19 protein-coding genes and 1 tRNA gene are annotated in these 24,493 nt (G+C 32.8%); 16 read left to right on the forward strand and 4 right to left on the reverse strand.

The genetic code is table 11. The annotated features are described in order from the left end of the window. Positions 1-162: 162 nt before the first annotated feature. Positions 163-1,578, reverse strand: coding sequence for a response regulator transcription factor (locus ACYSNX_RS05640; protein ID WP_461753709.1), 1,416 nt, complete (start codon positions 1,576-1,578; stop codon positions 163-165). A gap of 459 nt (positions 1,579-2,037) precedes the next feature. On the opposite strand from ACYSNX_RS05640, the gene ACYSNX_RS05645 reads away from it, so the two are divergent. From ACYSNX_RS05645 to ACYSNX_RS05680, 8 genes are all read left to right on the forward strand, one after another. Continuing rightward, positions 2,038-2,340, forward strand: a complete 303-nt coding sequence (locus ACYSNX_RS05645) for a GNAT family N-acetyltransferase (protein ID WP_461753710.1) — start codon at positions 2,038-2,040, stop codon at positions 2,338-2,340. Positions 2,341-2,431: 91 nt separating this feature from the next. Continuing rightward, a complete protein-coding gene (locus ACYSNX_RS05650) occupies positions 2,432-3,505 on the forward strand; it encodes a hypothetical protein (protein ID WP_461753711.1) in 1,074 nt (357 codons plus the stop codon). Positions 3,506-3,572: 67 nt separating this feature from the next. Further along, positions 3,573-4,067 (forward strand): hypothetical protein, encoded by a 495-nt coding sequence (locus tag ACYSNX_RS05655; protein WP_461753712.1) that lies wholly within the window; start codon positions 3,573-3,575, stop codon positions 4,065-4,067. Between the two features lie 295 nt (positions 4,068-4,362). Then, the gene (locus tag ACYSNX_RS05660; protein WP_461753713.1) at positions 4,363-4,908 is read left to right on the forward strand and encodes a HutD family protein; all 546 of its coding nucleotides are present in this window, start codon (positions 4,363-4,365) and stop codon (positions 4,906-4,908) included. A 157-nt stretch (positions 4,909-5,065) separates the two neighbouring features. Further along, positions 5,066-5,485 carry a hypothetical protein gene (locus ACYSNX_RS05665; RefSeq protein WP_461753714.1) on the forward strand — a complete coding sequence of 140 codons (420 nt, stop codon included), beginning with the start codon at positions 5,066-5,068 and terminating at the stop codon, positions 5,483-5,485. A gap of 12 nt (positions 5,486-5,497) precedes the next feature. Further along, a complete protein-coding gene (locus ACYSNX_RS05670) occupies positions 5,498-6,016 on the forward strand; it encodes a macro domain-containing protein (protein ID WP_461753715.1) in 519 nt (172 codons plus the stop codon). Positions 6,017-6,158: 142 nt separating this feature from the next. Then, on the forward strand, positions 6,159-6,611 hold the full coding sequence (locus ACYSNX_RS05675) for a DUF7832 domain-containing protein (protein ID WP_461753716.1): 453 nt from the start codon (positions 6,159-6,161) through the stop codon (positions 6,609-6,611). 10 nt (positions 6,612-6,621) lie between these two features. Further along, positions 6,622-7,227 (forward strand): rhomboid family intramembrane serine protease, encoded by a 606-nt coding sequence (locus tag ACYSNX_RS05680; protein ID WP_461753717.1) that lies wholly within the window; start codon positions 6,622-6,624, stop codon positions 7,225-7,227. A 15-nt stretch (positions 7,228-7,242) separates the two neighbouring features. Here the strand turns inward: ACYSNX_RS05680 and ACYSNX_RS05685 are convergent, their stop codons facing one another. After that, the gene (locus ACYSNX_RS05685) at positions 7,243-7,626 is read right to left on the reverse strand and encodes a nuclear transport factor 2 family protein (RefSeq protein WP_461753718.1); all 384 of its coding nucleotides are present in this window, start codon (positions 7,624-7,626) and stop codon (positions 7,243-7,245) included. 436 nt (positions 7,627-8,062) lie between these two features. On the opposite strand from ACYSNX_RS05685, the gene ACYSNX_RS05690 reads away from it, so the two are divergent. The 8 genes from ACYSNX_RS05690 to ACYSNX_RS05725 all read left to right on the forward strand — a co-directional run bounded on the left by ACYSNX_RS05690 (position 8,063) and on the right by ACYSNX_RS05725 (position 22,646). Beyond that, positions 8,063-8,722, forward strand: a complete 660-nt coding sequence (locus ACYSNX_RS05690; RefSeq protein ID WP_461753719.1) for a TetR/AcrR family transcriptional regulator — start codon at positions 8,063-8,065, stop codon at positions 8,720-8,722. 706 nt (positions 8,723-9,428) lie between these two features. Continuing rightward, a complete protein-coding gene (locus tag ACYSNX_RS05695; RefSeq protein ID WP_461753720.1) occupies positions 9,429-12,407 on the forward strand; it encodes a hypothetical protein in 2,979 nt (992 codons plus the stop codon). A 94-nt stretch (positions 12,408-12,501) separates the two neighbouring features. Continuing rightward, positions 12,502-13,173 carry a hypothetical protein gene (locus tag ACYSNX_RS05700; protein ID WP_461753721.1) on the forward strand — a complete coding sequence of 224 codons (672 nt, stop codon included), beginning with the start codon at positions 12,502-12,504 and terminating at the stop codon, positions 13,171-13,173. After that, positions 13,173-17,351 carry a DUF7507 domain-containing protein gene (locus ACYSNX_RS05705; RefSeq protein WP_461753722.1) on the forward strand — a complete coding sequence of 1,393 codons (4,179 nt, stop codon included), beginning with the start codon at positions 13,173-13,175 and terminating at the stop codon, positions 17,349-17,351. The genes ACYSNX_RS05700 and ACYSNX_RS05705 overlap by 1 nt, the downstream gene beginning before the upstream one ends. Positions 17,352-17,413: 62 nt before the next feature. Continuing rightward, positions 17,414-18,733 carry a gliding motility-associated C-terminal domain-containing protein gene (locus ACYSNX_RS05710; RefSeq protein WP_461753723.1) on the forward strand — a complete coding sequence of 440 codons (1,320 nt, stop codon included), beginning with the start codon at positions 17,414-17,416 and terminating at the stop codon, positions 18,731-18,733. 11 nt (positions 18,734-18,744) lie between these two features. After that, on the forward strand, positions 18,745-19,677 hold the full coding sequence (locus tag ACYSNX_RS05715; protein ID WP_461753724.1) for a PorP/SprF family type IX secretion system membrane protein: 933 nt from the start codon (positions 18,745-18,747) through the stop codon (positions 19,675-19,677). 11 nt (positions 19,678-19,688) lie between these two features. Then, positions 19,689-21,635, forward strand: a complete 1,947-nt coding sequence (locus ACYSNX_RS05720) for an OmpA family protein (protein WP_461753725.1) — start codon at positions 19,689-19,691, stop codon at positions 21,633-21,635. Between the two features lie 885 nt (positions 21,636-22,520). Next, positions 22,521-22,646 carry a hypothetical protein gene (locus ACYSNX_RS05725; protein WP_461753726.1) on the forward strand — a complete coding sequence of 42 codons (126 nt, stop codon included), beginning with the start codon at positions 22,521-22,523 and terminating at the stop codon, positions 22,644-22,646. Positions 22,647-22,948: 302 nt separating this feature from the next. Here ACYSNX_RS05725 and ACYSNX_RS05730 read toward each other — a convergent pair whose 3' ends face one another. Together ACYSNX_RS05730 and ACYSNX_RS05735 are read right to left on the reverse strand one after the other, a co-directional pair. Continuing rightward, entirely contained in the window at positions 22,949-23,773 is an 825-nt protein-coding gene (locus tag ACYSNX_RS05730) for a class I SAM-dependent methyltransferase (RefSeq protein ID WP_461753727.1), read from the reverse strand. 576 nt (positions 23,774-24,349) lie between these two features. Beyond that, a tRNA-Ser gene (locus tag ACYSNX_RS05735) sits at positions 24,350-24,434 on the reverse strand. Positions 24,435-24,493 lie beyond the last annotated feature (59 nt).

Below are 24,493 nucleotides of genomic sequence, written 5' to 3' on the forward strand. Positions count from 1 at the left end.
AAAGTAAAGTTTTCAAAGATGCTTTAAACTGCTAATTAGCACTTTTGGAGTGGCTTTCTACCTGGAAACTATACGCCTTATATTCACTTTAGATGTTGTGGTACAACAAAAAAAAGCCAAAAAAAGCCTTGTTGATTTGTTACAAGGCTTTTTTGTTTTAGTCTAAGACATTGTTTTTAAATAATGGTCTCTAAGTTCTAGAGCTTGGGTGCGATTTTTAACTTTTATTTTACTGTATACTCTTGTGGTATGGAATTTTATTGTACTAGGGGATACAAACATCTGTTCAGAAATTTGTTTTATGCTATTCTCCTGCCAAATATAAAATAATGTATCCGCTTCTCGATTGGTTAAGTTATGCTGGTTTTTAGCATAAGTGACACATTTTTTAAGAAAATCTTCTTCTTGCCATTTATTGAGTACCTCTGAGCTTACATCGTGCACATCCCTTAAAGAGTCCTGTAGTAGTTGTTGTTTGTAAGATAATTGTTTAGATTTTAAAATAGATAGACCGTAAGAGGATATAAGAACTATCACTACCATATAATTCCAAAGTGGCAGATACTCATTATAGTTTAGACTATAGTTCATAGTCATTTGAATGAGTAAAGAGTAGGTAAGTAGCATGGATAAAACGGTAAACAGGAATAGTAGTTTAAATTTTGTGGAATAGTAATTGGAAAGAAAACTCAAGGTTAAAGCAACCAATAAACTAAGGAAGATTAAAATGCTTATACACAATAGGAATGCCTTTAAAGGATAAAAAAAATAGACAATAGAAAAACTAATTGCTAGAATGAGTAAGAAGCTGTTTTTAAGAAAATTACTTCTATTAAAGTAACTGCTATCTCCTATTTTATATATTAAAAGGATTCCAGTCCATGTACTTAAGGGAATGGCAAGGAGTAAAAAGTTTTTAACTAGCCATTTACTTTGGGTTATATAGGAGATAAAGCCATAATTATATAAAAGAAGTAGTAAAATACTAGTATAATATAAAATCAGTGTTTTTTTTAAAGGCAAAATTTTCATAATTGTAAAATAGGAGACAAGACTAAATAATAAACAAACTATAGCAGAGTAAAGGGCTAAGTAAGAAGTAGCGTTTTCCTGTTGTAACTGCTCTAGTAGGTCTTGACGCTGATAAATTTCAATTGGAATCTTCTTTTCAACTTTTTGTTTAATATGAATGTAAAATTCATTGTGTAAAGTGCAGAAGTTATAATGAGGGAATAGATTGTCTTGTATGATTCCCCTTTTGTAAACAGGTAGGGTTTGCTTGACATATTTACTGTCTTTAACAATGTACAGATCATAGTCCTGTAATAAGGGACTCATAATGCGTAAGGAAATGGGAGTTCCTAGTTCGTTTGGACTAAAATACCCTTTAATCCAGCTATTACCATTTTGGTCTTTAGCAAAAGCTAATGAACTTGAAGGCGTGTCTTTAGTAAAATTTAAGCTACTTAATTGCCTTTTATCCAAATGGATATTAGTGGCTTGTAATTTACCAGGGCTAATGGGTAAAAAAACCACTAAATAGAGTGAGACAATAAATCGTTTTGTAAGGTGTAACATATTTTTTGATTGTTTGTTGAATATCAAAAGTATATATTATTAGATATAAAGCAATTTATGTGGTAATATTTTAATAAATAAATGCTATTTATATGTTTTTTTCATCAATTCCTGAGATATGTATAATAATTTAAAATACGATTGTTAATATTGTCTTATTTTTATTAGGTAATTGTAGTATTTGTGTTATTAATGTCCTTTTTTATTAAATTTTATAATATAAATGATTTAGAAATTTATTTATATCTTAAAATCATTGCTATTTTAGTAGTAAAAGGTATAAAAAGATATATATGTTGTTTTGACCTATGTGTTGGTATAAAGAGATAAATGTTAGTTTATATTTTGTATTTTTTATTTAGAATGTTTTTTTTTCAAACACAGATTCCTCTTCTAATATTTTTAATCTAGAACAATATGTGCTAAATTTATTAGTTCAATAATTTAAATTCTTTCACGATGGATATTGCACACGAAGATCAAACACATAAGGGATTTTTTATGGCCTTTATCGACACCCATCGTGCTGGGGAGATGGCTTATCACATTCGTGATAATACCATAGTAATTGACCATACTATGGTAAAGTCTAAATACAGGCAAAAAGGGGTGGGTACGGAATTATTTTTAAAGGGATTAATCAATTATGTCAAAGAGCATTCTTTGAAAATCGTATCTTGTTGTAGTTTCGTGGATGCAATGCTACAGAAGTACCCTGAGTATAAGGAGTTTGTAGCCATTAATCCTAACCTACTGCATTAATACCTTTATAAGGGAAAATGTATTTTTCTGAACCAATTAAACAATTTTGTTTTTCTTACCTTTGTAGGGAATTAAAAAGTATATTTTTTTTATGAACGAACAAACATCATTTGGATTAATTACAACAATAAAAGTGCCTTTTGCTATTCAAGCCAAAGGGAGTTGTTGGAGCAATCAAGGATTGCTATTGGCAAATTATGTTTATAGTCAAGCCACAGATAGTAGTGATTTTAAGTTGGTGTATACTATAATAGATCAACAGGGACAAACCAAAGAAGTTGTAGAGAATAAAGGAACTCTTCCTTGTTTTTTCATTAGCCCAAATAAAGAAAGCTTTGTATCGGTGGTAATGCATGAGGGAGAAAAAGATTTTGCTTTTTGCAAACCTGTGCTTTCTCCTGATGAAACGGGCTTTAGAACAAGCAAAGATTTTAAAGGCAGATTTATAGGAACCACTAGTGATAGCTCTATTTTTTACGAAGTAGATTTGTGGAAAGAGGCTAAAGCTGATACTATGCGCGTTATTCACTTTGAAGATAATGCTATTGTAAAGGAAAGCAAAGTGGCTATTGCTTTACCTAAGGATAATAAAGTATGTGTTACAGGTAACACTATACAGCTAATCACTGAGATAGAACAGGGTTGGCTACATAGGGAAATAGATCAAAACGGGAAGGAGTTAAGAAGAAGAGTTTTGGAGTTTGATATTCCTTTTGTACATGAGGCTTTAGCTTTGTCTTTTGAGGGAAATTCTTACCTTTTATGTGAAGAGGATGGTGAAATAGGCTTAGTAGAAATCGATGGCCAAGGTCAAGGGATGTATATTGATTTATTTGATATAAAGGACGAGTTTTTCGGAACATGGCATCCTCAGAAAATAAACCAAGATACTACAGCGGTTCAATTTACTACCGAATTTGGTAATGGATGGTTAGTGGTGCAAAAAGATAACTTATTGGAACTTTTCTATAATAAAAACAAATCTGGCTATACCAATGTTTTAAATAAAGAGGTGCTTAATATAGATAATAACAATTTAGTTCTATCTAGTATTAGCCCTATAGAAGAGAATAAATTTGGTATTGTGTTTTACCCACGTAAACCTAGAAAAACACCTTATGACACTGTTTTTGTGCTACAAAGGAATATTTTGCAGAATTCGTAAATCTTTTTAAGGGAAGAATATACTAAAATTGTCTTGTTTTCGTTGATAGGGTATTAAACGATGAAATATGAAAAAGACACTTTTAATAGGACTTATTTCTTGCATGGGCTTTTTAGCTTGTGATAAAGTCAAAGAGCCAACTGTAACTGTTCAACAAGAAATTTCCCAAAAGACTGCAACTCTAAGTAATGCAATAGTACCATATAAGGTGATCGAGAACTATTTTGTTCTGAATACCATTGAGAATACTTCTGTGATTAGTTTAAAAATAGAATCAAAACAACAATTCGACACTTATTTTTCCATAGGCAGAACAATGAGTGAAGATAGCAAGGCAACTCCTATCGATTTTGATAAATACTTTGTTATTGTTATCATAGGTCCGGTTACCAATCAAGAAACTGTAATTAAGCCAATTAGCTTAAAGGACAGAGAAAACCATTTAGAGTTTATCTACTCTATTGAAAGTGAAAACCAGCAAAGAAGTTTCTCTATACATCCTTTTGTTGGGATAGTTGTCGACAAGCAGTACAATAAAGATGTTAAATTCATCATGGAATAAGAACATGATATCCTAAGGAGATTGTCTTATATATAGTAAGGCTACTCTTAGAGAAATACTCATAGAGCAAGAGGTAAATTACAAGGGCAATGATCTTTGTGATTTGCCTCTTTTTAATTTATATACTTTGGGCTTTGCAATTTTTTAAAAAGAACAATTCAAATTATACAATACACCCCAATGTATTGCCCTTAGTTGAGGTAGAAGATAAAGAAGGGAGTTTAAAACTCTCTAGTTTTTTTTAAAGGAATTCTCCCTGTAAATAAAGGCTTTTATTTATCTTTAAATAAAAAATATGTCTTTAGTTACAAAAAATCAAACAACCTCTGTACAATGGGCCGGAGGAGAGACTTTCTCCTACTTTATCTATCCTAGAGAGTCTAGCTATGAAAAAAAAGATTTTCTCTTCCGTATAAGTGTAGCAACAATCCGTAGTGTTCCAAGTATTTTTAGCCAATTTTTACATTATCACCGCTACTTAGTAATGCTAAACAATGATCTAAAAGTGGAGCAAAATGCCAAGGAGAAGCATTTTAAAAGACAGGAGGTGTTTTATTTTAACTCTAGTGATTATATTGAAAGTTTTAGTTTAGGTATGGATTTTAATCTAATGCTACATCAAAGTATAAAAGAGCATTTACTAAGGGTAGACCATAGTATAGAGATTAAAAATAATGGCTTTGTAATGGTATTTTCCCTTGAGCCTACCACTGTGGTGACTAATCTTAATAGCTATCGTTTAAGGGAGCAAGAGCTCTTGTTGTTTGATTTATCTAAAGAGGAGTTAAGGAGCTTATTTTGCGATAAGAAGGCGATTATAGCTCATTGGAAACTGCCTTAAAATAAAGTGTTTTCTATTTTATTTGGGGTCTTTGTATGGGTGTAGTGAATAGGTTTATTAAAGTAGAATTAACATTGTCATCGTGGTTTAATAATCTAGTTTATTTCATTAAAGTACTTGTTTATACTATATTGTAGTATATGACAAATCTTTAATTATGGAAGTAGCTTTTCTTTTTTTAGAAGTTTCTCAAAACAATCCAAGTGAGTTCACTCAACAACTACAGTATTTGTTTCCACTAGCGGTGATTGATATTTTGACTTTGAAAGATAAAAAAATATTAGTACTTTATAATGATATTAAATCCTTCTTAGACCAAGACTTATGCCAGGAAGAAATAGCTTATGCTTTAGAGAGTGGAGTAGTGGAGTTTTCTAATAAGTATCCCTATTTAGAACTAGTTTACGTCTACGTAATTGGATGTAGATCAATGGTCTTTAGTGAGGGATTCGTTTTAAAAAACAGAAAAAAAATAATTCAAAACAGTGGAACAAAGGATGCCTACCTAGTCCTTTTACAAGAAATTCTTCCCATAGAAGAGGATTTTTTTAAGGACTTGTGTAAGAAATTCTTATAAGAGTTTTAAATAATGGATAAAGCAATTAAGGTACTTCAAGGAGATATCTCTCAAGTTAAGGCTCAGGTAATTGTTATTGGGGCTAATACTAAATTATTACCAGCAAAAGGGGTAAATGAGCAAATTCATCAACAAGCAGGTAAACAAGTTTATCTACAAAGTTTGCAGTTTTTAGCCAAATATCCAAAAATACCTATAGGATTTGTAGTGCAAACTCAAGCTGGAAATTTAGATTTTAAAAGTATTTTTCACACCGTTGTGCCGCTTTATTCTGCTGGATATAAGGATTTTGAGAAATTATTGGCTTTGTGCTATTATAATGCCATGGAATTGTGTTGCGCTAAAGGATATAAAAGTATTGCCTTTAGTAATATCTCTACCTATTGCTATGGGGTAGACAAGAGGCTTGCTGCAAAAATTGCTATGGATACCGTGCGAGAATTTCTAAAAGATAGGTATACTAAATTTGAGGTGTTATTTGTTTGTGCTGATTTCGAAAACTATGTTATTTACAATGAATTAATGGAATAACGACTTTTATTAGGGCGTTTTTATCCTTGTTGTTTAGCTATTTCTTAAATTTAAAAAAAAATAAGTATTTTTGTAAAATGTGAGCTAAAGAAACTCCAAATTCTATGGAAGTTTTTTATTTTTAGTCTTACAACTTATGTGTATGGTAAAATACGACGATTATATATGGCATTGTAAGGGTGAATATCCCATTGATTTACCCCCTGAAAATGGAGCTACTCATATTGGAATTTATTTTACTTGGTGTTTAGATAATAATTTGTTGTCTTCTAAAATATGGGAAGATCATCGAAAGGAATTAGAAGATATTAAGAAAAGAAAACTAACTGGTAGTCAGTTTTTACTTTTTCATTATAGAGGAATTTTAACAAGTGACCTACTCAATGAGCTTGGCAATGCTTTTACTTTGCAGTATTATGAGGAAGATGGAGAGTTTTCTACTTCTATAGCTAACTATTTTAGTGACTATTCCCAAAGTTACCACCTAGGTGCTGACCAAGATTTGTACTATGTTTTAGATACATGGGAAAACTATTTTTTAATAGAGGATGTATTAGATCATCGCTTTAAGCAATACCAGATGTTGTGCAATTAAAATCTATCTTATGAAAGATAAAGCAAATAAACTTTTTTTGACAAAGAGGGATTTGATTAACACTTTAGTATTAATAGGTGTGTTATGGCTATTTTTTATACTTCAGAAAATTGGTCTTTTCTCAGGATGTTATGGCGTAATTCCTTACCACTTAAGCGGACTAAAGGGTATTTTATTGGCTCCAGTTTTTCATGGTGATTTTGCTCATCTTTTATCCAATTGTGCTGCTCTTGCACCACTTTGTTTGGCCTTATTTCTATTTTATCGTTTTTTGGCTTGGAAGGTCTTTTTTTTTGGATGGTTATTAAGTGGACTGTTTTTATGGCTTTGGCCTGAATTTATAAAAGGAACTGCTTCTTGTCATATAGGGGCTAGTGGTTTAATTTATATGCTAGTTAGTTTTTTGTTTTTTGCAGGACTATATACCAAAAAAATAATTAGCTTAATTGTTTCTCTTGCTATAGGGCTTATTTATTACAGTTTAGTCTTTGGACTATTTCCCAATGATCAATTAGCCTATAATATTTCTTGGCAAGCCCACCTTTGTGGAGCCATAGCTGGTTTAGTATTAGCTAGATACTTTTGTAAAACTTTAAAAAAACAAAACTCAAAATAGATATAGTACACAATGCTATTGGCTATTATCGGTTAACTTGATGATTTTAGCATCTTTAAACTCAAAAGTACTTTGTCCTTTAAGATGAATATTCTCTCCTTTTTTAAGACCGTTAGGTAAGTCTTGACAAAGCGTTGCTTTAAAGTGAATGTCCACTAAGTAAGTATTGTGGCTTTGCTTGGTTATTTTTTTGATGATCTGTTTCCTAGAGCTAAAGTACTCCTTGTTCAGACAAGCTTGCTTTTTAAAGGCCTGTAATCCTCTAAGGTGGATTACTAGTCTATGTTCGTGTATATCCATAAACTCAATATCCTCACTGAGGTGTTCTAGCATTTTCTCTAAATCAAAATGGTTATACCCATTTATATACTCTTTAATAATTTGTTCTTTATTTGGCATAGAAAATACAGGTGTTTTGTTGATATAAATACCTTTGTATAGGTATTAAAGTTATAAAAAAACAAGCTATAAAATAAATTTTATTATAGTAGAAACTAAAAAATATGCTTTTTATTTAAGATTGGACTATGTCTACAAAGGCATATTTGGATTATTTCAGTGAAAGTAGTCTCTTTGGTGTTCTATTTTATTTAAATTATTAGAAACCAAATGATAATATAATAGGATAAGGGTATTAATTTTTGTTATATCTCAAGATTTGGATGGTAAATTAACACAATTGTTTTTACAAGGTCTTATACTGTAGAGGGGATGCTAAGTTTAACTTTTGTTCTTTGTTTAGCGAAAAAAAATACTTTATCTTACTGCTTGTGTTTTCCTGGCCTTTACAAGAGGAAGACAAAAAAAAATTCTTAAGCATTTTATTTATATTAGTATGGAGTCAAAAAAGAACAATTCAAATAAGCCAAGGAAGGTTACCTCTGGTCCAATTCGAGATAAAGCAAGAACCATGAGTAATATGATTGATGCCGTAGGCAGGGTTTTAAAAAGAGAAGGATATCAAGGTTTAACCATTACTAATATCACTAAGGAAGCAGGGGTGGATAGACGCTTAATTTCTTTTTATTTTGGAGATGTAGACAATCTTATTACTACATTTTTAAAACAAAATGATTATTGGCAAAACAAGGGAAAACAGCAAATAGAAGCCTTAGTAGAAGAGTTACCCTCTATGGATACAACTGCTATTACTTCATTACTTCAAGGACAGTTCAATACACTCAATCAGCAAGAGATTTTACGTAAACTAATTCATTGGGAATTAGGAGACGATAATCCGACCTTAAAGAAGCTAGCTCAAAGTAGAGAGGAGTTATCTGTAGATATTTTACAAAAAGTAGAAGATCGGTATGCTAATTCAAACAAGGATTTAAGAGCCTTGCTAGCGATTCAAATAGCAGGGTTATATTACTTATCACTACATGCTTCAAGCAATGGTAGTACTTTTTGTGGAGTAGATATTTCAACCGACCAAGGGAAAGAGAGAATTAACGCTGCAGTAGAGTCGCTTGTTGATTTAATTTTTACTCCTTAATATAGGGCTTTTATAGCCTTATTAGTTATTAGATTTTTTACTTTCTCTAGCAAAGAATGAGTAGCCAAACTAATAGCATCTCCAAAATGGAAGATATATTTTTAAAAAGTTATGTTTTTCAAAAAACATTGTTTTTAAGGTGAAAAATACATATATTTAAATACTTAATAGATGTAAAGCCTTAGATGTATTTAAAAGGCAAGGTTTAAATTGCTTTATAAATACATATTTCTGAAATCTTCATAAAAAGAATTTAAGACTATTTATTTTGTTTTAATTAATTAGTCTGTCTACATTGAGTTTTAAAATTTTTAGAGATATTTCTATTTTTTATTTTAAATAAATTAGAATTAGTTGTTATAATAATTTAATTTATTTTTTTAGATTCTCAAAATCTTCATATAGTTTAATTAAATTCCTCCAAATTAAGATACCCTCTAATATTATGATACAAGTATAGGTTTCATAATGTTAGGGGGTTGATTTTCATTTATTTGCATTTGTTTCATTTAATTAGGTTGTTGTACGACCTTAATTTTTTGCTACTTTTTTAAGATATGGATTTTAGATTTTTGTTGTAACCATCCCTGTTGTGATAGCCTACTAACGAAATAAAGTGGTCTTTGAAGTTTTACTACAGTAAATGGTAATTGTTTCATTCAAAAAGAATTCTATTAAAAACGTTGCTTAAGCAAAAAGTTAAATTATGAAAAAAAGATTAATACCAATTGCTCTTGTTATGGGGGCTTTATCTGCAAATGCACAAGTAGGAATCGGAACCAATAAACCTAATAAATCTGCTGAGTTGATTATTGAGTCATCCAACCGTGGTTTACTAATTCCTAATGTAAAACTGACTGATACCAAGGACAGTAAAACTATATCCAATGGAAATGTTAATAGCTTAATGGTTTTTAACACAAGTGATAACTCAAGTATAAAACCAGGATATTATTATTGGTTTATCGATACATGGCATCGCTTGGCTTCAGATAGTGAAATTCCTAGTATTGTTGTAAATCAGTTTGAACAAATATTAAATATGCAAGGTGATAAGGTGGAAAACCTTATTAAGCAAATTGTATTAAATACTTCAGGTAACGTTATATACGAAGGAGATAAACTATACCATATTAATGATGCTGGACAAAAAGTTGAAATCAATTTTAGTGATATCGTTAAACTTCACGAAACAGTTACAACCTTAGATTATAATCGCGATACCAATATTTTAACTTACGTAAATGAAAAGGGACAACCTAAGGTTGTTGATTTAAATGTGGGCGGAATTGAATATTCTCCGCAAGAAAATAGAATTATATATACAGATGCGGATGGGATGCCAACTCATCTTGATTTAAATAAAACTAGTCTTAAATACAATAAGGATAAAGGTGTTTTAACTTATATATCTTCAGATGGTAGTTCAACAGAAATCAATATAAAAGATTTACTTCATGCCAATGAGACTGTAACTACATTAAAAGATAACAAAGACGGTACTTACACTTACACTAGTGAAGATAATACTGAAACTATTATAAATGTTCCAGGTTCTGTTGTGGAGAATTTTGAGAATATTTACAATCAGATTGTAAATGAAGAAATTACCGTAGGTGGGGATACTTATAGTTCTTTTGAAGAGTACTTAACTCAGATAGTAAACTCAAACACCAACTTTAAGGATAATGATTTTATTGAAGTAACTGGTGATGGTACAGAAAATAGTCCTTTTGAGATCACAATCAAAGAGGGAGATAAGAACTCTATGTTAATTACCGATGCAGAAGGTAATTTAAAGTGGGTTACTATTGCTGATATTGTTAAGTCTAACGAGACTGTAACTACATTAGTTAAGAATGACAATGGTACTTACACTTATTATAATGAAGAGGATTTTGACAAAGACGGTATTCCTCTTCCAAAATCAGGTGTAACAATTGATCCTGCATTAGTTATTGTAGAAGATTTATCAAAAGATGAAGGTAGATATGTTTTCAAAGATTCTGAAGGTAATGTACTTACTACAATCGATGTTAATTCCAATAATATCTTATATGATAACTCAAATTCTGGATTAGCTGCAGACAATGTACAAGATGCCTTGGATGAATTAGTAGCGAAAATTGAAAATAAAAAGGGAAACCTAAGTCTTGCTGGAGGTTTAGAGTTTATAACAGATACTAACGGAGCTGGTAAGTTATTAGCTGATGCTGGTATTCAAATCTCTGATGGCGGAGTAACAACGGATAAATTAGGTGATAAGGCTGTTACTTCTGATAAAATCAAAGGAGGAGAAGATGGTGATATTCTTGTAAGTAATGCGGATGGAAGTACAAGTTGGATAAATAAAAAGGACGCTACTTCGAATTCTTTGGCATTAGACGGTAATAAACTTACAAGTACGGTAAATGGTGTAGTTGCTGAAGTTTCTTTAACGGATGAAAATATTAGTTCTAGTAAAGGAATTACAGGTACAGAAATCACAGTGAAAGGCGGTGAAAATGCAACATTAAAAGATGTTACCTTATCCATTACTCCAGGGGATGATAACACTGTTATGACTACAAAAGACGGAGCTGTTACTTGGGTACCTCAATCAGAAATTGTTCCAAATACAACCAATGTTTTATCCAAGAAAGCAGAAAGTAATGGAAATACATTAATCTCTACAGTGAACGGCGTAGCATCTGAAACTACTTTAATAGAATATGCTGGTAACAGCATTGTAGACGGTAAGCTTGTTACTACTATTAATGGTAAAGCATCAGAACCATTAGACTTAACCGATGTAGTTCAAGCTGGGCAATTAAGGACTGAAATAATTGAGGGTGTAAATACTACTGTTTCTACTTCTACCGAAGGAAATACTACAAAATATGCGGTTAATATTTCTAAGGAAGCAATTCAAGGTGCAGTAACTTTAGATGGAGATGTTACTGGTACTGCCGGAAATAATACTCTTTCCAAAATTCAAGGAACTGAATTAAACACGGATGGTAAAGAGGAAGGAAATGCTTTGATTTTTAAAGATGGTAAATGGATTCCAGGAAAACCAGATATAAATGTTGAAAATGTTTTAAATGGTAAAAACCTTTCAGCGGCGCTTGATCCAAGTGAGGATGAGGAAAATCCTTCTACTAATACAACTATTGAAGTAGTAGATGGTATAGGAGCTACATTAAAAGACACAAGTATTCGAGTAAAAGGAGAATCTATCACTACGGATCATATTCAAAATGGTACAATTAAGCCAGTTGATTTAGCCAAAGCAGGGGCAGATAATGTGTTGTCAACGGATAGTGAAGGTACACCAGTTTGGAAAAAAGAGGCACCTCGTTTCTTCTACATGCCAGCTGTTATTTTTGATACCGCTGTAAATGGCGTGGGTAAAAGGGATTTATATCAAGAATACGTAAATCAGTTTGAAGGTATAGAGCATGATATTTCACATGGAGTAAATGAAAATTCATCTATCACTTATACAGGTGGTTTAGTTGCAAGTGAAGGAGCACCAACAAAAATAGCTGTTTACTCTAGAGGAGAAATGTACTATTATGTTTCTTATTATGATACTTCAGTTTTTGAAGATTTAGCAATTGATGAGAATGGAGTTTTAACTTACAAGGTTATTGGTAATGCAACTCCTAGATCATACATGAATATTGTATTTGTTATTAAATAATAATTTTAGAAAAATAGGACTTCTAGTGTGGTTATAAGCCACACTAGAGTTTTAAAAAAACATCTAAGAAAATTATTATAAATACGTATTGAAAATGAGAAAATATATAAATAAAGTAAATCCAAAAAAAATTACTGCAACCCTTGTATTTGCAGGGTCTTTACTATCTACAAATGTTTTTTGGGCACAAAACAAAACCCATGAGCAATATGACGTACTAATTCCATATAATACAGCATTTGATTATAATTTGGATAATAATACAAGTTGGAGAATTAAAAACTCTAAGGGAGAAAATTTTCAAAGTGGAACAGGTAATATAAAAGATATTTCCTTTACTACTACAGGTGATTATGTGTTAAGTATTCAAGGAGATTCAAATTCTGACTCATGTAATATTGGACAGTCTACTAAAGAGTTAAAGTTAAAAGTCAGCCCTATGAAAATGGATTTTGACTTTTCAAGTATTCGTTTCTCTAGAGAAATTAGTGGTGGTCAAGCAGATGGAATTATTCTAAGTGTAGATGCTGTGTTTTCTTCCCAAGAGGAGGATAAACAAATGTATACTAATGGGTTTGTGACAGCTGGGGCCAATACTTCTATAAAAGGAGAATTACAAAATGGCCAAGTTGTTTTACAGCAAGGGGTAAATACGCTTAATTTTATCTTGAAAGGAAAGGCTTCTGTCGGAAATTATATCATGATTGATTTTGTGGATATTAATGGAGAAGTTCAATCTTTTGGGTTAACTGAAAAAATTAGATAATGAAAAGAAATTATATAAAACAAACCCTTTTACTAGCTGTAGTATTCTTATCTGCTCTAGGCGCACAAGCACAGGGGGCAGAATCGTTTTGTATTTCTGGGTGTAACGACAATACTTTTATTCAGTCACATGACCCTAATACAATTGAGTATGATAACATGGTTTCTGGATTCCACTCTACAATATTAAGAGAAGCAGATGGAACAGTGAAGGTTTGGGGCCAAGGGGCAGATGCTAGTGGAAATACAGTTACTACACCTTTAATTGTGTCTCCTGAGAATGGCTTCAATTATGAGGGAGAGATCTTAAAAATTACATTGGGGAGTCAACAAGGACAAACAGATAAAGAACAACAGTTTGCAATATTGACTACTGAAGGACTTTATATTTGGGGTGGGACTAATATGTTGGTTCATTCTCTTGTAAAACCTACTAGATCTTTTGGTAAAGTTGGCGCAGTTAATCTGAAAAGGAACAAATATGGACTGCCTATTGGTGTAAACCCTCAGGATGTAAAGATGCTATTTGGAAGCTATAAAACTTTAGGAATTGTCACTTGTGATGGAAATGCTTGGATGATGTCCACAATGGGAAATAAAAACGGGCAAGCAGTAAGACCAGCTGATAGCAATACTGAAGGCTGGACACAAGTAAAAACTGGAGAAAATCAGAACCTGAATAATGTTGTTGCCATGAGAGGTAGCGCTAATGCGATGATGGCTTTAACTAGTACAGGGGAAGTTTATACTTGGGGTAGTAGTATCTATTTAGGAAATAACACTGATAGACGCAATGAAACCTATGCAACAAAAATGACTTTACCAGCTAATGTTAAAGTTAAAATGATTGGGGTGACTTATGGTAAGAGAAATAGCTATTTTATATTAAGTACTAATGGTGAACTTTATTCTTTAGGAGCTAATGATTTTAGAGAACTAGGAGATTTTACAACACAGGAGAGGAAAAGTTGGGTTAGGGTAAAACTTTCCAAAAAAAATACGGGAAACGATAGTGATATAGACAAGATAGCTTGGTTCAGCCCTAGTGAACATAGTCATCAAGGTACTGCCACAGTAAGCGCCTTAACAGTAGATGGAAAGTTGTGGTCATGGGGATCAAATAGTGGACAAATGATAGGAGGTAGTAATACTTCTGGAGGAGTTTCTGATCCTATTTATATGGGAAGAGGTCTAGGGGATGATGATACACTAATTGCTTTAGAAACAGGAGGCCATACTACAATGGTTGTTCGTGAATGTAGCTTTAAGTATGGTTATATTGGGCATAGAATCAATGGTAGTATGGGGGATGGAACTACTGTAACTGGTAATGAAAGAGAATTTAACTTCCAAAATACTAGCGAGATAAATCTATGTGGAGCTCCTACCGCGCCTGTTGTAAAAAGTTTACTGAAGATGTGTCAGGGAACTACAATGCATTTAGATCAGGCTCGTATTGAAGGGGTACAGTTAAATGGAGAGTTAAAGTGGTTTGAAGATGCACAGGCTACCATTGAATTAAAAGATATTTCTAAAGTAGGTCCTGGTGAGTATTATGTAGCTTATGCTGAAAATACTTGTGAGAAGGTTCCTGCTGCAAAGGTGGTGGTTAAATACTATGATAAAGACGATGTAGAGTTCCAAGACTGTAATCCTGCAGATTTATATACAGAGATTACTTATTCTATTAATCAAAGAGATAATGCATCTATTGGAAGTGTTGGAGAGCAGATTATTTATAAAGTAAAAGCCGGTAATTACGGGCCTTCTAATGTACAAGGAGCTACTTTTACTTTTACAGTTCCTGTAGGAGTAGAGATAATTAATCCAGAAAATATTTCATTTACAACTAGCTGTGCTAATGGAACAGTATCTGAGTCTGTAGCATTGACTTATGATTCAGCAACAAGAACTTTTAGTTCAGAATTAAATTTACCTGACGGATGTAGTATTATTTATACTTTTACTGGTACACTATCGGGCTTAATGGGAACAAAGATAGCAGAGTCAACTATCCTTCGTCCAAATGGAGTCTTTGATCAAGATGCTACAAACAAATTTGATGAAGCCCCTACCAATCCACACTATGAGTGTTATAATCACCCTGGAAGTGGTGATGCTTTTAGCTGTAATAATAATCAAGAAGTAAGCTTTACTTTAACGGAATCTTGTATAGCAGAGCTATTGTATTTTGAAGACTTTGGACGAAATACTTGGGCTGTTAACTCTGGTAGAACAGATTGGTCAAACAAACAATCTTATAGTATTGTAGGAAATATTTTTGCAGATACACGAAATGGTAAACATGGAGGTGCAACCTCTTCCTATCTTTTCGCGCCAGGAATAGCAGATACTCGTTACCAAGGAGCTAATAATTCTAGTTTAGGACATTCGGATGCTATTTCGGTTGCTCGTATTAAAAATGGATATTATTCTGTGAATCCACCAAGTTATGTGCAGATGGGAATTCCTCAATCTGACTTATGGCATGAAGGGTTGTGGCAAGCGGACGCTCCAACAAATGACCCTAATATAGCAAATAGTAATTATGACTGGACACCGGCTTGGGATAATGAAAAAGCTATTCGTGATGTTTCTGGAGCAGTAAATGGATCTGCTTTTTTAGTTCGAGGAGCTACTTCTAGAACTCAAAGCGTTAAACCATTTTACGAATTTGAAGTTCCAGGTACAGTTGAAGATAAACAAATTTACACCCTTTCGCTGTATTCTTATGTAACTTATCACAATAAGGACTATATGCTAATGGATGTTATTGATGTAGAATCAGGTCATATTTATGCTACGGTTCCTTTAACTTATCCAGGGAAGCAATTGCCTCCAGGTGCATCGCCAGAAGGATTTAGTTTAGGATGGGTTCCTTTACAAGCTAGTGTGAAGTTTACAGATGATGGCTGTGAGACTTCTATTGTAGGCAAAAGAATAAAAGTGGCTATCCGTGGTAGTCATAATCGCGCTTTGAGCACTGGAAAAGGATTTGGACATACTTTAATTGATGACATTAGTTTTACTAAACGTTCTAATTCTTCAGAGTGTACATTAGACGCAGTTGATGTGAATTGTCAAGATGCATGTTATACGCAAATACGCGGGAAAGGTTATAAATGGGTATATCCATTAGGTGCTCTGCCTCCAAGCCCTGTTACACAGACGTTTACTCAACCAGCAACAGATGGTGGTTTTACCATGGATATTTACTATTTGGATAACTCCTTTAATATGGAGATAAATGGAGTTATGCTTTCCGATATAGAATTAGAATTTGAAGATGGAGTTACAAATTCAAAGCCTAATGTGCGCTTTAAATCAGATGGTAGCATATGGAAAGAACAAAATGAAAATATTTGGGTGATAAATAGAGAAGAAGAAATTGACTTTGATGATATTCATAGTAATACTACACCAGTAATTCGTGTACAGATTGATAGATGGGGTAATGCAAAGTTGTTTGGAATTAAAAAAACAGGTGCAGCTTTAGAAGAGTTAGAAGTATTCGATGGTTATAATCCAACTGAATTAAAGCCTTTAAATCGAGTAATGTGGAATGATGGAACCACAGATGAACTTGAGAATACTATTGTGGTCAAACAAAATGTGGTGAACGCCACAGCAATGACGGTTTATGGTTATGGAATGAATATAAAGGAGTGTGAGACTTGTACTTTGGAGAAAACAGGTGAGTTTAACGATGAGGACGGAGATGGTTTTGCAAGGGTAGGAGAAACAATTACATACACCTTCCAGGTGAAAAATTCTGGTGATATGGATATAACCGATATAGAGATTGTAGATCCTTTATTTGGTTTTAATATCAAATTAGATCCTGATACTAACAAACCTACATTAGATCACGTAACAATGTCAGGAGACATCAATGGAAATGGTGTGCTAAATAGAAGCGAAACGTGGGAGTTTACCGTGAGTTATCCAGTAACTGAAAAGCAAATTTTTCAAGACAAAGGAGTCTATAATCGCGCAAGGGTAACTGGTGTTGGTATTCTACCTAATACAGAAATTGTAATAGATGAAAAATCTGTTGACCCTAACTTCAAGGATGGTGATCCTAATAAGGAGGAAGGTTTTAAATTTCACACTTTCGTGCCTTTAAAAGGTAGTACTATATTGATAACCAATCCAATGATCTATCAACGCATGAAATAGAATCTAATTAGCTAGCTTTTATTTAGTATTAAAGCTAGCTAGTATATCTAAAACCAGAAATTATGAAAAAACAATATATCTATCTATCGGTATTCTTGCTAGTTTGCATTGGTGGGCCTACAGTTAGTTTTGGACAAACAAGTAAGGATGTTTTCTTTAATAACAGTACTATTTCAGTAGACTCGCAAGGGGTTATTTCCACCTTATATAATTTTGACAATACCCAAGAGGGGTCCCTTACCAATGATGGGGAAATTTTTTACTATAGAGATTTTAACAATGATGGAACCTATAGCTTCTCTTCTAAAGCAAAAAGTGGCAAGGCTATTTTTATGCGCTATGGGCAAGAGAGAGGAACTCAGATAATTAGTGGAGATTCTTTTTCGGAGTTCTATGATGTGGAGTTGAATAATGCAACTCCAATTGTAGCCTTCGATTTAAAAAACAATATGGACGTACATGGAACAGTAGATTTTTTAGATGGAATTATAAAGATTGATTCCTTAGAGAATAGCGCAACTAATTTAAGTTATGGTATGCTGAGTTTTCAACAAGGAGCAAAGGCTGTCAATGTTAAAGACGCTTCTCATGCAGAAGGAATGGTGGAAAAAATAGGAAGTGAGATGTTTCAGTATCCTAAGGGGGATAAAGGACTTTATCGTTATGCAAGAATATCTGGGCCAAAGAGTGTAAAAGATGCTTTTGTTGGACAGTATGTATTAAATGATCAGCGCTTTTTTGATTCACGTCCTTCTATAGCTGGAGTTATTAATCTATTAGATACCAAGGAGTATTGGCTAGTTGACAAAGGTAGTAATACCACTAGTGATATTCTTTTAACCCTTAGTTGGGATGAGCGTACTACTCCTAAAGAACTATTAGTAGACCCGGAGAATGAGCTGCATATTGTACGTTGGGATGCCACAGAGCAATTATGGGTAGATGAGGGTGGAGTTGTTGATTTGGCTAATAAGGAAATTACGACAGTTTCAGCGGTTAAAGGATATGGTTTTTTCACTTTAGCAACGGTGAAAAAAGACTGGATTCTTGATGGAGATGTAGTTATCTATAACTTAGTTACTCCTGATGGAAATGGTAAGAATGACTACTTTATTATTGACAATATTAATAAGTACCCTAATAATACAGTAGAGGTATATAATCGTTGGGGAGTGCGTGTGTTTGAAACTAGTAACTATGATCCTAAGGGAGATGGAAGCGTGAATGTATTTAATGGTTTCTCGCAAGGAAGGGTAACAGTTGATAAAAATAAAATGCTACCAAGCGGTACTTATTATTATGTAGTTACTTATGAATACAAAGATAAAGATGGTAGCCGTATGATCAAAAAGGCTGCTAACTTACACCTAGAGACCAACTAAAGAGTAAATAAATGAAAGCAAATAGGATAATTAAAAATGTGGCTATAGCAGCAGTGACATTATGTAGTTTCGCTAAAGTATATGCCCAACAAGATCCACAATATACCCAATACATGTATAATCAGTCCAATATAAACCCAGGTTATGCTGGTAGTAGTGGAGCGCTGAATATTTTCGGATTGTACCGTACCCAGTGGGTTGGGTTAGAGGGAGCTCCCAAAACAGCTACCTTATCTATAGATACACCACTTGGATATTCCGGGTTTGGATTAGGTGTGAATTTCACCAATGACCGTTTGGGGATCATGGATGAAAATAACATTGCCATTGACTTATCGTATGCCATTGACTTAAACTACAACTATAAGTTAGCCTTTGGTTTAAAGGGAACTGCTAGTTTATTGGATGTAAATTACAATAGATTGCATATTAATAATCCTACAGATCCAGTTGCAGGGGAGAACTTAAAAAATGAGTTTACACCAAATATTGGGGCTGGGATATTTTTATATTCCGATAGAGCTTATGTAGGATTTTCGGCTCCACATTTACTGACCCGTACAAGATATGACGACAATCACATTAATACACTTCGTCAAAAAACACATTTATATTTAACTGGAGGATATGTTTTTGATTTAAATCAGAACTTAAAATTCAAACCAGCAGCTATGGTAAAGGCTGTAGAAGGTGCCCCATTACAAGTGGATGTGACGGCAAACTTTATGTTTGCTGAACGCTTCACTTTAGGGGCAGCCTACCGTTGGGATGCTTCACTTAGTGCTTTGGCAGGTTTCCAAGTGAACGAAAACATTATGATTGGTTATAGTTATGATGCAGAAACAACTAAATTGGCCAATTATAATTCTGGTTCTCATGAATTTTTTCTGCGTTTCACATTGTTTAATAACTTGAAGCGTATCAATGCGCCAAGGTTCTTTTAATATTGAACTGTATGATAAAACAATTAAAAAACCTGTTTATTTTAAGTTTAGCCCTAGTATACTGCTCGCTAACTTATGGACAGATAAAGCGTGAGAGGCAAGCTGATAAGAACTTTCAGACCATGTCCTATGTCAATGCTATTGATATATATGAACGAATAGCCAATAAAGGGTATATAAATGAAAGTGTTTTAAAGAATTTAGCTGACGCATATTATTTCAATGGTTTACTTATAGAGGCCAACAAATGGTATGAACAATTATTCCAGGGGGATTATCCCGGTAAAGATACATCCCAATTAAGTTCAGAGTATTTATATCGCTACGCTCAGACTTTAAAGGCTATTGAAAATTACGACAAAGCCCAAGAGATAATGGGATTATTTGTAGAAATAGAAAGCCAAGATGCTCGTGCAGAATTCTATAAAGCCAATAAGGATTATCTAGAGCAAATAAAAGATCAGTCGGATCGCTACAAGGTAGAGTTAGTGGATTTCAATACAGACTTATCCGATTATGGAAGTACTATAGTTCAAAATCAATTGATTTTCACCTCTGCAAGATCAGACAAGAAAACCCATAGCTGGACCAATGAGAATTTTACAAGTTTGTATGCTAGTGAAATCGGAGAGGATGGCTTTGGTGAGCCAGTTTTATTCGCTCCAGAGATTGGATCTAAGGTTAACGATGCTACAGCGGTGTTTACCAAGGATGGAAATACGATGTTTTTTACTCGTAATAACTCTAAAAGCAATGGGAAAAGTAAACAAAACCGTAAGAAAAAGTCTCTTTTAAAGATATACAAAGCTAGTAAAGATGAGAACGGACTTTGGGGACAAGTACAGGAATTACCTTTTAATTCCGATAACTTTAATACCGCACACCCAGCATTAACTCCAGATGAGAAATGGCTGTATTTTGCTTCGGATCGAAAATCTACTTTTGGGCAATCTGACTTATACCGCGTTGCTTTATTAGAAGATGGACAGTATGGAGAACTAGAGAATTTAGGTCAGAAGATTAACACACCTGGAAGAGAAAGCTTTCCTTTTATTAGCTCAGATAACCATTTGTATTTTGCCTCTGATGGACATCCTGGCTTAGGCGGCTTAGATGTTTTTGTTACTAAGATTAGCGGAAGTGGAAACTTTGGAGATGTACAAAATATAGGAGCTCCTGTGAATAGTAATTTAGATGACTTTGCTTTTTATTTGGATGTAGATACCAATAAAGGTTTTGTTAGTTCTAATCGTTTGAATGGAGTAGGTGGAGATGATATTTATTTTGTAGCTTTAAAGCCTTGCCAGGTGAAAATTCAAGGAACTATCTTTGACCAAGATAGCAATGAGGTTTTAGCTAACGCTATTGTTGTGATTTCAGACGCTTTGTACCAAAAATCAGATACTTTAACTAGTGATAGTAATGGATTCTATAGCAGTGAATGGTTACCATGTAATACAAAGTATCGCATACTTGCACAAAAACAAGATTATCTTAGCCAGGAAGTTGTGTTAGCTATAGACAATACATCAGGTGTTGTAACTCAAGATATAGGACTAAACAAAACAAATAAACCTATTGGTGTAGATGATGATTTGTTTAAAGCTTTAGCCTTAGAGCCAATTTATTTTAATTTTGATAAATCTAATATCCGCAATGATGCATCTATTGAATTAAGTAAAGTAGTAGAGGTATTAAAACTTTATCCAACTATGAAAATTGATGTGCGTTCACACACCGATAGTAGAGGAAACGATGCTTATAATATGTCGCTTTCAGATAGACGCGTAAAATCTACCATTAAATGGATGATAGAACAAGGTATTGAACCTGAGCGTTTAAGTGGAAGAGGATATGGAGAAAGTCAACTGCAAAATAACTGTAGTAATGGAGTTAATTGTAGTGAGAAAGATCATCAATTAAATCGTAGAAGTGAGTTTATTATACTACAAATGTAAAAGCTTGGGAAGTTAACCCTATCTCCAAGAAGTTAAGCTTCAAAATAGAATAATTCTTTAATATGTTAAACCGGGGCTGTCTCTCTTTTCTTTAGAGACAGCCCCTTTAAATATAGAGAAAGGCGTTGTAATGGTTAAGTTCTCTCGTTGATTTACTAAAGTAGAAAAAGCAAACCTTAAACAGGTTAATACTATCCTAAAGATATTTAATATACAGTATAATTATATCCTAAATTACGTTTATACAATTAGTACAACTACTTTTGCAGGATCCTTTTATGTCAAAATCAAACACTTTAGAAAGATGTATTGAAACAAAGCTTTTTGGTTAGTCCTTAAGTTTTTTACTTGATCCCGAATATTTTTAGGTGCACTTTTGAACAGAATGTGATACCCCTAAAAAAGAAAAAACCTATAACTTGTTGTGGATCATAGGTTTTGTGCTTTTTTGACGACTTTTTAAAAAGTTAGCTTTTATAAATCAGCGGAGAAAGAGGGAATAGAACCTATGTATCAATAGAATGCATTAAAGTATTATTTACCTGATTTATTGATGGTTATGTATTTATTAAGTCAATACAATACTATAAAATAGTATATGATAGTATTGAAATTGGGTGTATATTTGGGTGCTGTTACAAACAAGATCCTTATTTGGTATCTCATTAAGTTTCAAATTTGTTAGATACTTAGATTTTTCCTTGCTAGATATTGACAAAATTAATTGCAAATAAGATTTAACAATGGAGTTGCTGTACGGACTTTCTGCTTCATATTCAAGTTCCTTGTCCATCTTATAAGTAGTAGCTACAATTTCTTCAAAATTAGATTTTTCTATATTGAAAAAAGGTTTTTCGTAGATGTTATTGAACAAAATACCATTGCATGAAATCATGTTTTTATGATACTCAATACAATAAGAATCACCATGAAATTGAATCAATTTTAATTCAGTTTCTTTGTTTTCCAACCATTAAAATTGTTGATATGGACTTAAGAATAGTATTGTAAAACCAAAACATTCATGGTGTGTCAGATTGACTTCCAATTTGCCATAACCTTCAAATACTAAAATTTGGTAAAAAGGATTGTTTATACGCTTAAGAAAATGTTTACTACTAATGTTTTGTATGGAAATTTGATTCAATTGTGATGTTCTTTAAAAATTACAGCTAACGTCTGGCGCTTTGCGTTCGGGCAGGTCTTTATCGTAAATTTTAAAACGAAGTACCAAATTTCACATATACTAAAAACTTTGAAACGAAGCGATTTACCCGCCTGACGCAAAACGACTTGTTATGTGTAGCCATTTGTCAATCATTTTTTTGAGCGACAATAAACATTACATCATTTGACGTAAAATTGTTGCTTTCAATCAATTTCTTTTCAATAGCTTTTATTTTAAATCCATTCTCTTTCAAAAGGTTTTCAATGCTATTGTTGTCATAGTATTTATCCCAATTTATATACTCTTTTATCTCTCTGTTTTTGGAATTTATAACGAAATATCGGGAAGCAATTGAGTCAAACTCTTTAAAATGTTTCACTTCTTCTAATAGAAAATATGGTTCTTTGCTCCAGAAATCATTTCCATTCGAAATTAGCCAATCTTTTTTCTCTTGTTTCTTCTCAAGTATTCCCCTTTCAAAAACGTCAAAAATAAACAATCCATTATCTGTTAGTCCATTCCGTATATTGTTTAGAATTGTTTTTTGTTCATTTGGCAACAAAGCTCCAAAATCACAATAAATCATCATTGCGACAGAGAAAATGCCTTCAAATGAGTTTTCTAAATAATTCCCATATATATAAGAAGTCTGATTTTCGACTTCATTATTCTGTTTCGCATATTTAATTGATTCGATATTAAAATCAATTCCCAAAACTTTATGTCCAAGTTTTGCTAATTTGGACGCATAAAGACCAGGTCCACAACCTAAATCTATTATATTTGAATTTCTTTTGATATGTGAATCTATCCAATTAACAGTTTTCTCTATTGCTAAGACATTTCTTGAAGCTCCATCATTCAAATTGTCTAAATGTGCATTCAACATATTTTTCGCAATATATTCATCAGTCCATATTGAATATTCACTTCTTTGGAACAACTCTATTTTTTTCAAATATTCACTCATCTTCGTTTGGTTACACATAACATTGTTTTTTACGAAACAAAACGTGGTGTAGTTTCGTAAAAAAACACCTATATGCGCATTTCGTAAGATTTGTTACTAATATAATTATTTTTTGGTGAATTAGATACTTAGTAAGTTGTTTTTTATGGATAGCGAAACAAAATAGGCTAAATTAGATTTATTTAAGTATGGATAGCGAAACAATATTAAAAACTTTACATGACCGATTGTAAGTGCAACGCTATGCCAATAATACCATAAAATCGTATTGTGGTTATGCACAAATATTCTTAGAGTATATATATAAATATTGTACGCTCAACGAAATACCTATTGCTGAAATAGAGGGTTTTATTAATGAAAAAGTATTTCAAGACAATATTAGTGCATCCATGCATACAAGTTAAAAGGTGCACATCGCTTAGATGTTTTTTTGTGCACCGAATCTATAACCTTTTTAGGTGCATTTTTGAACAAAATGCGATACCCCAAAAAATAAAAAACCTATAACTCATTGTGAATCATAGGTTTTGTGCTTTTTTGATGACTTTTAAAAAGTTATCATTTATAATTTCGCGGAGAAAGAGGGATTCGAACCCCCGGACCTGTTACAGTCAATAGTTTTCAAGACTACCGCAATCGACCACTCTGCCATTTCTCCAAGGTTATTCCTTCGGTCTAACTGAGTGCAAATTTACTATAAAAATAAGATAATACAAG

It is taken from the genome of Myroides sp. LJL115 (assembly GCF_054871665.1).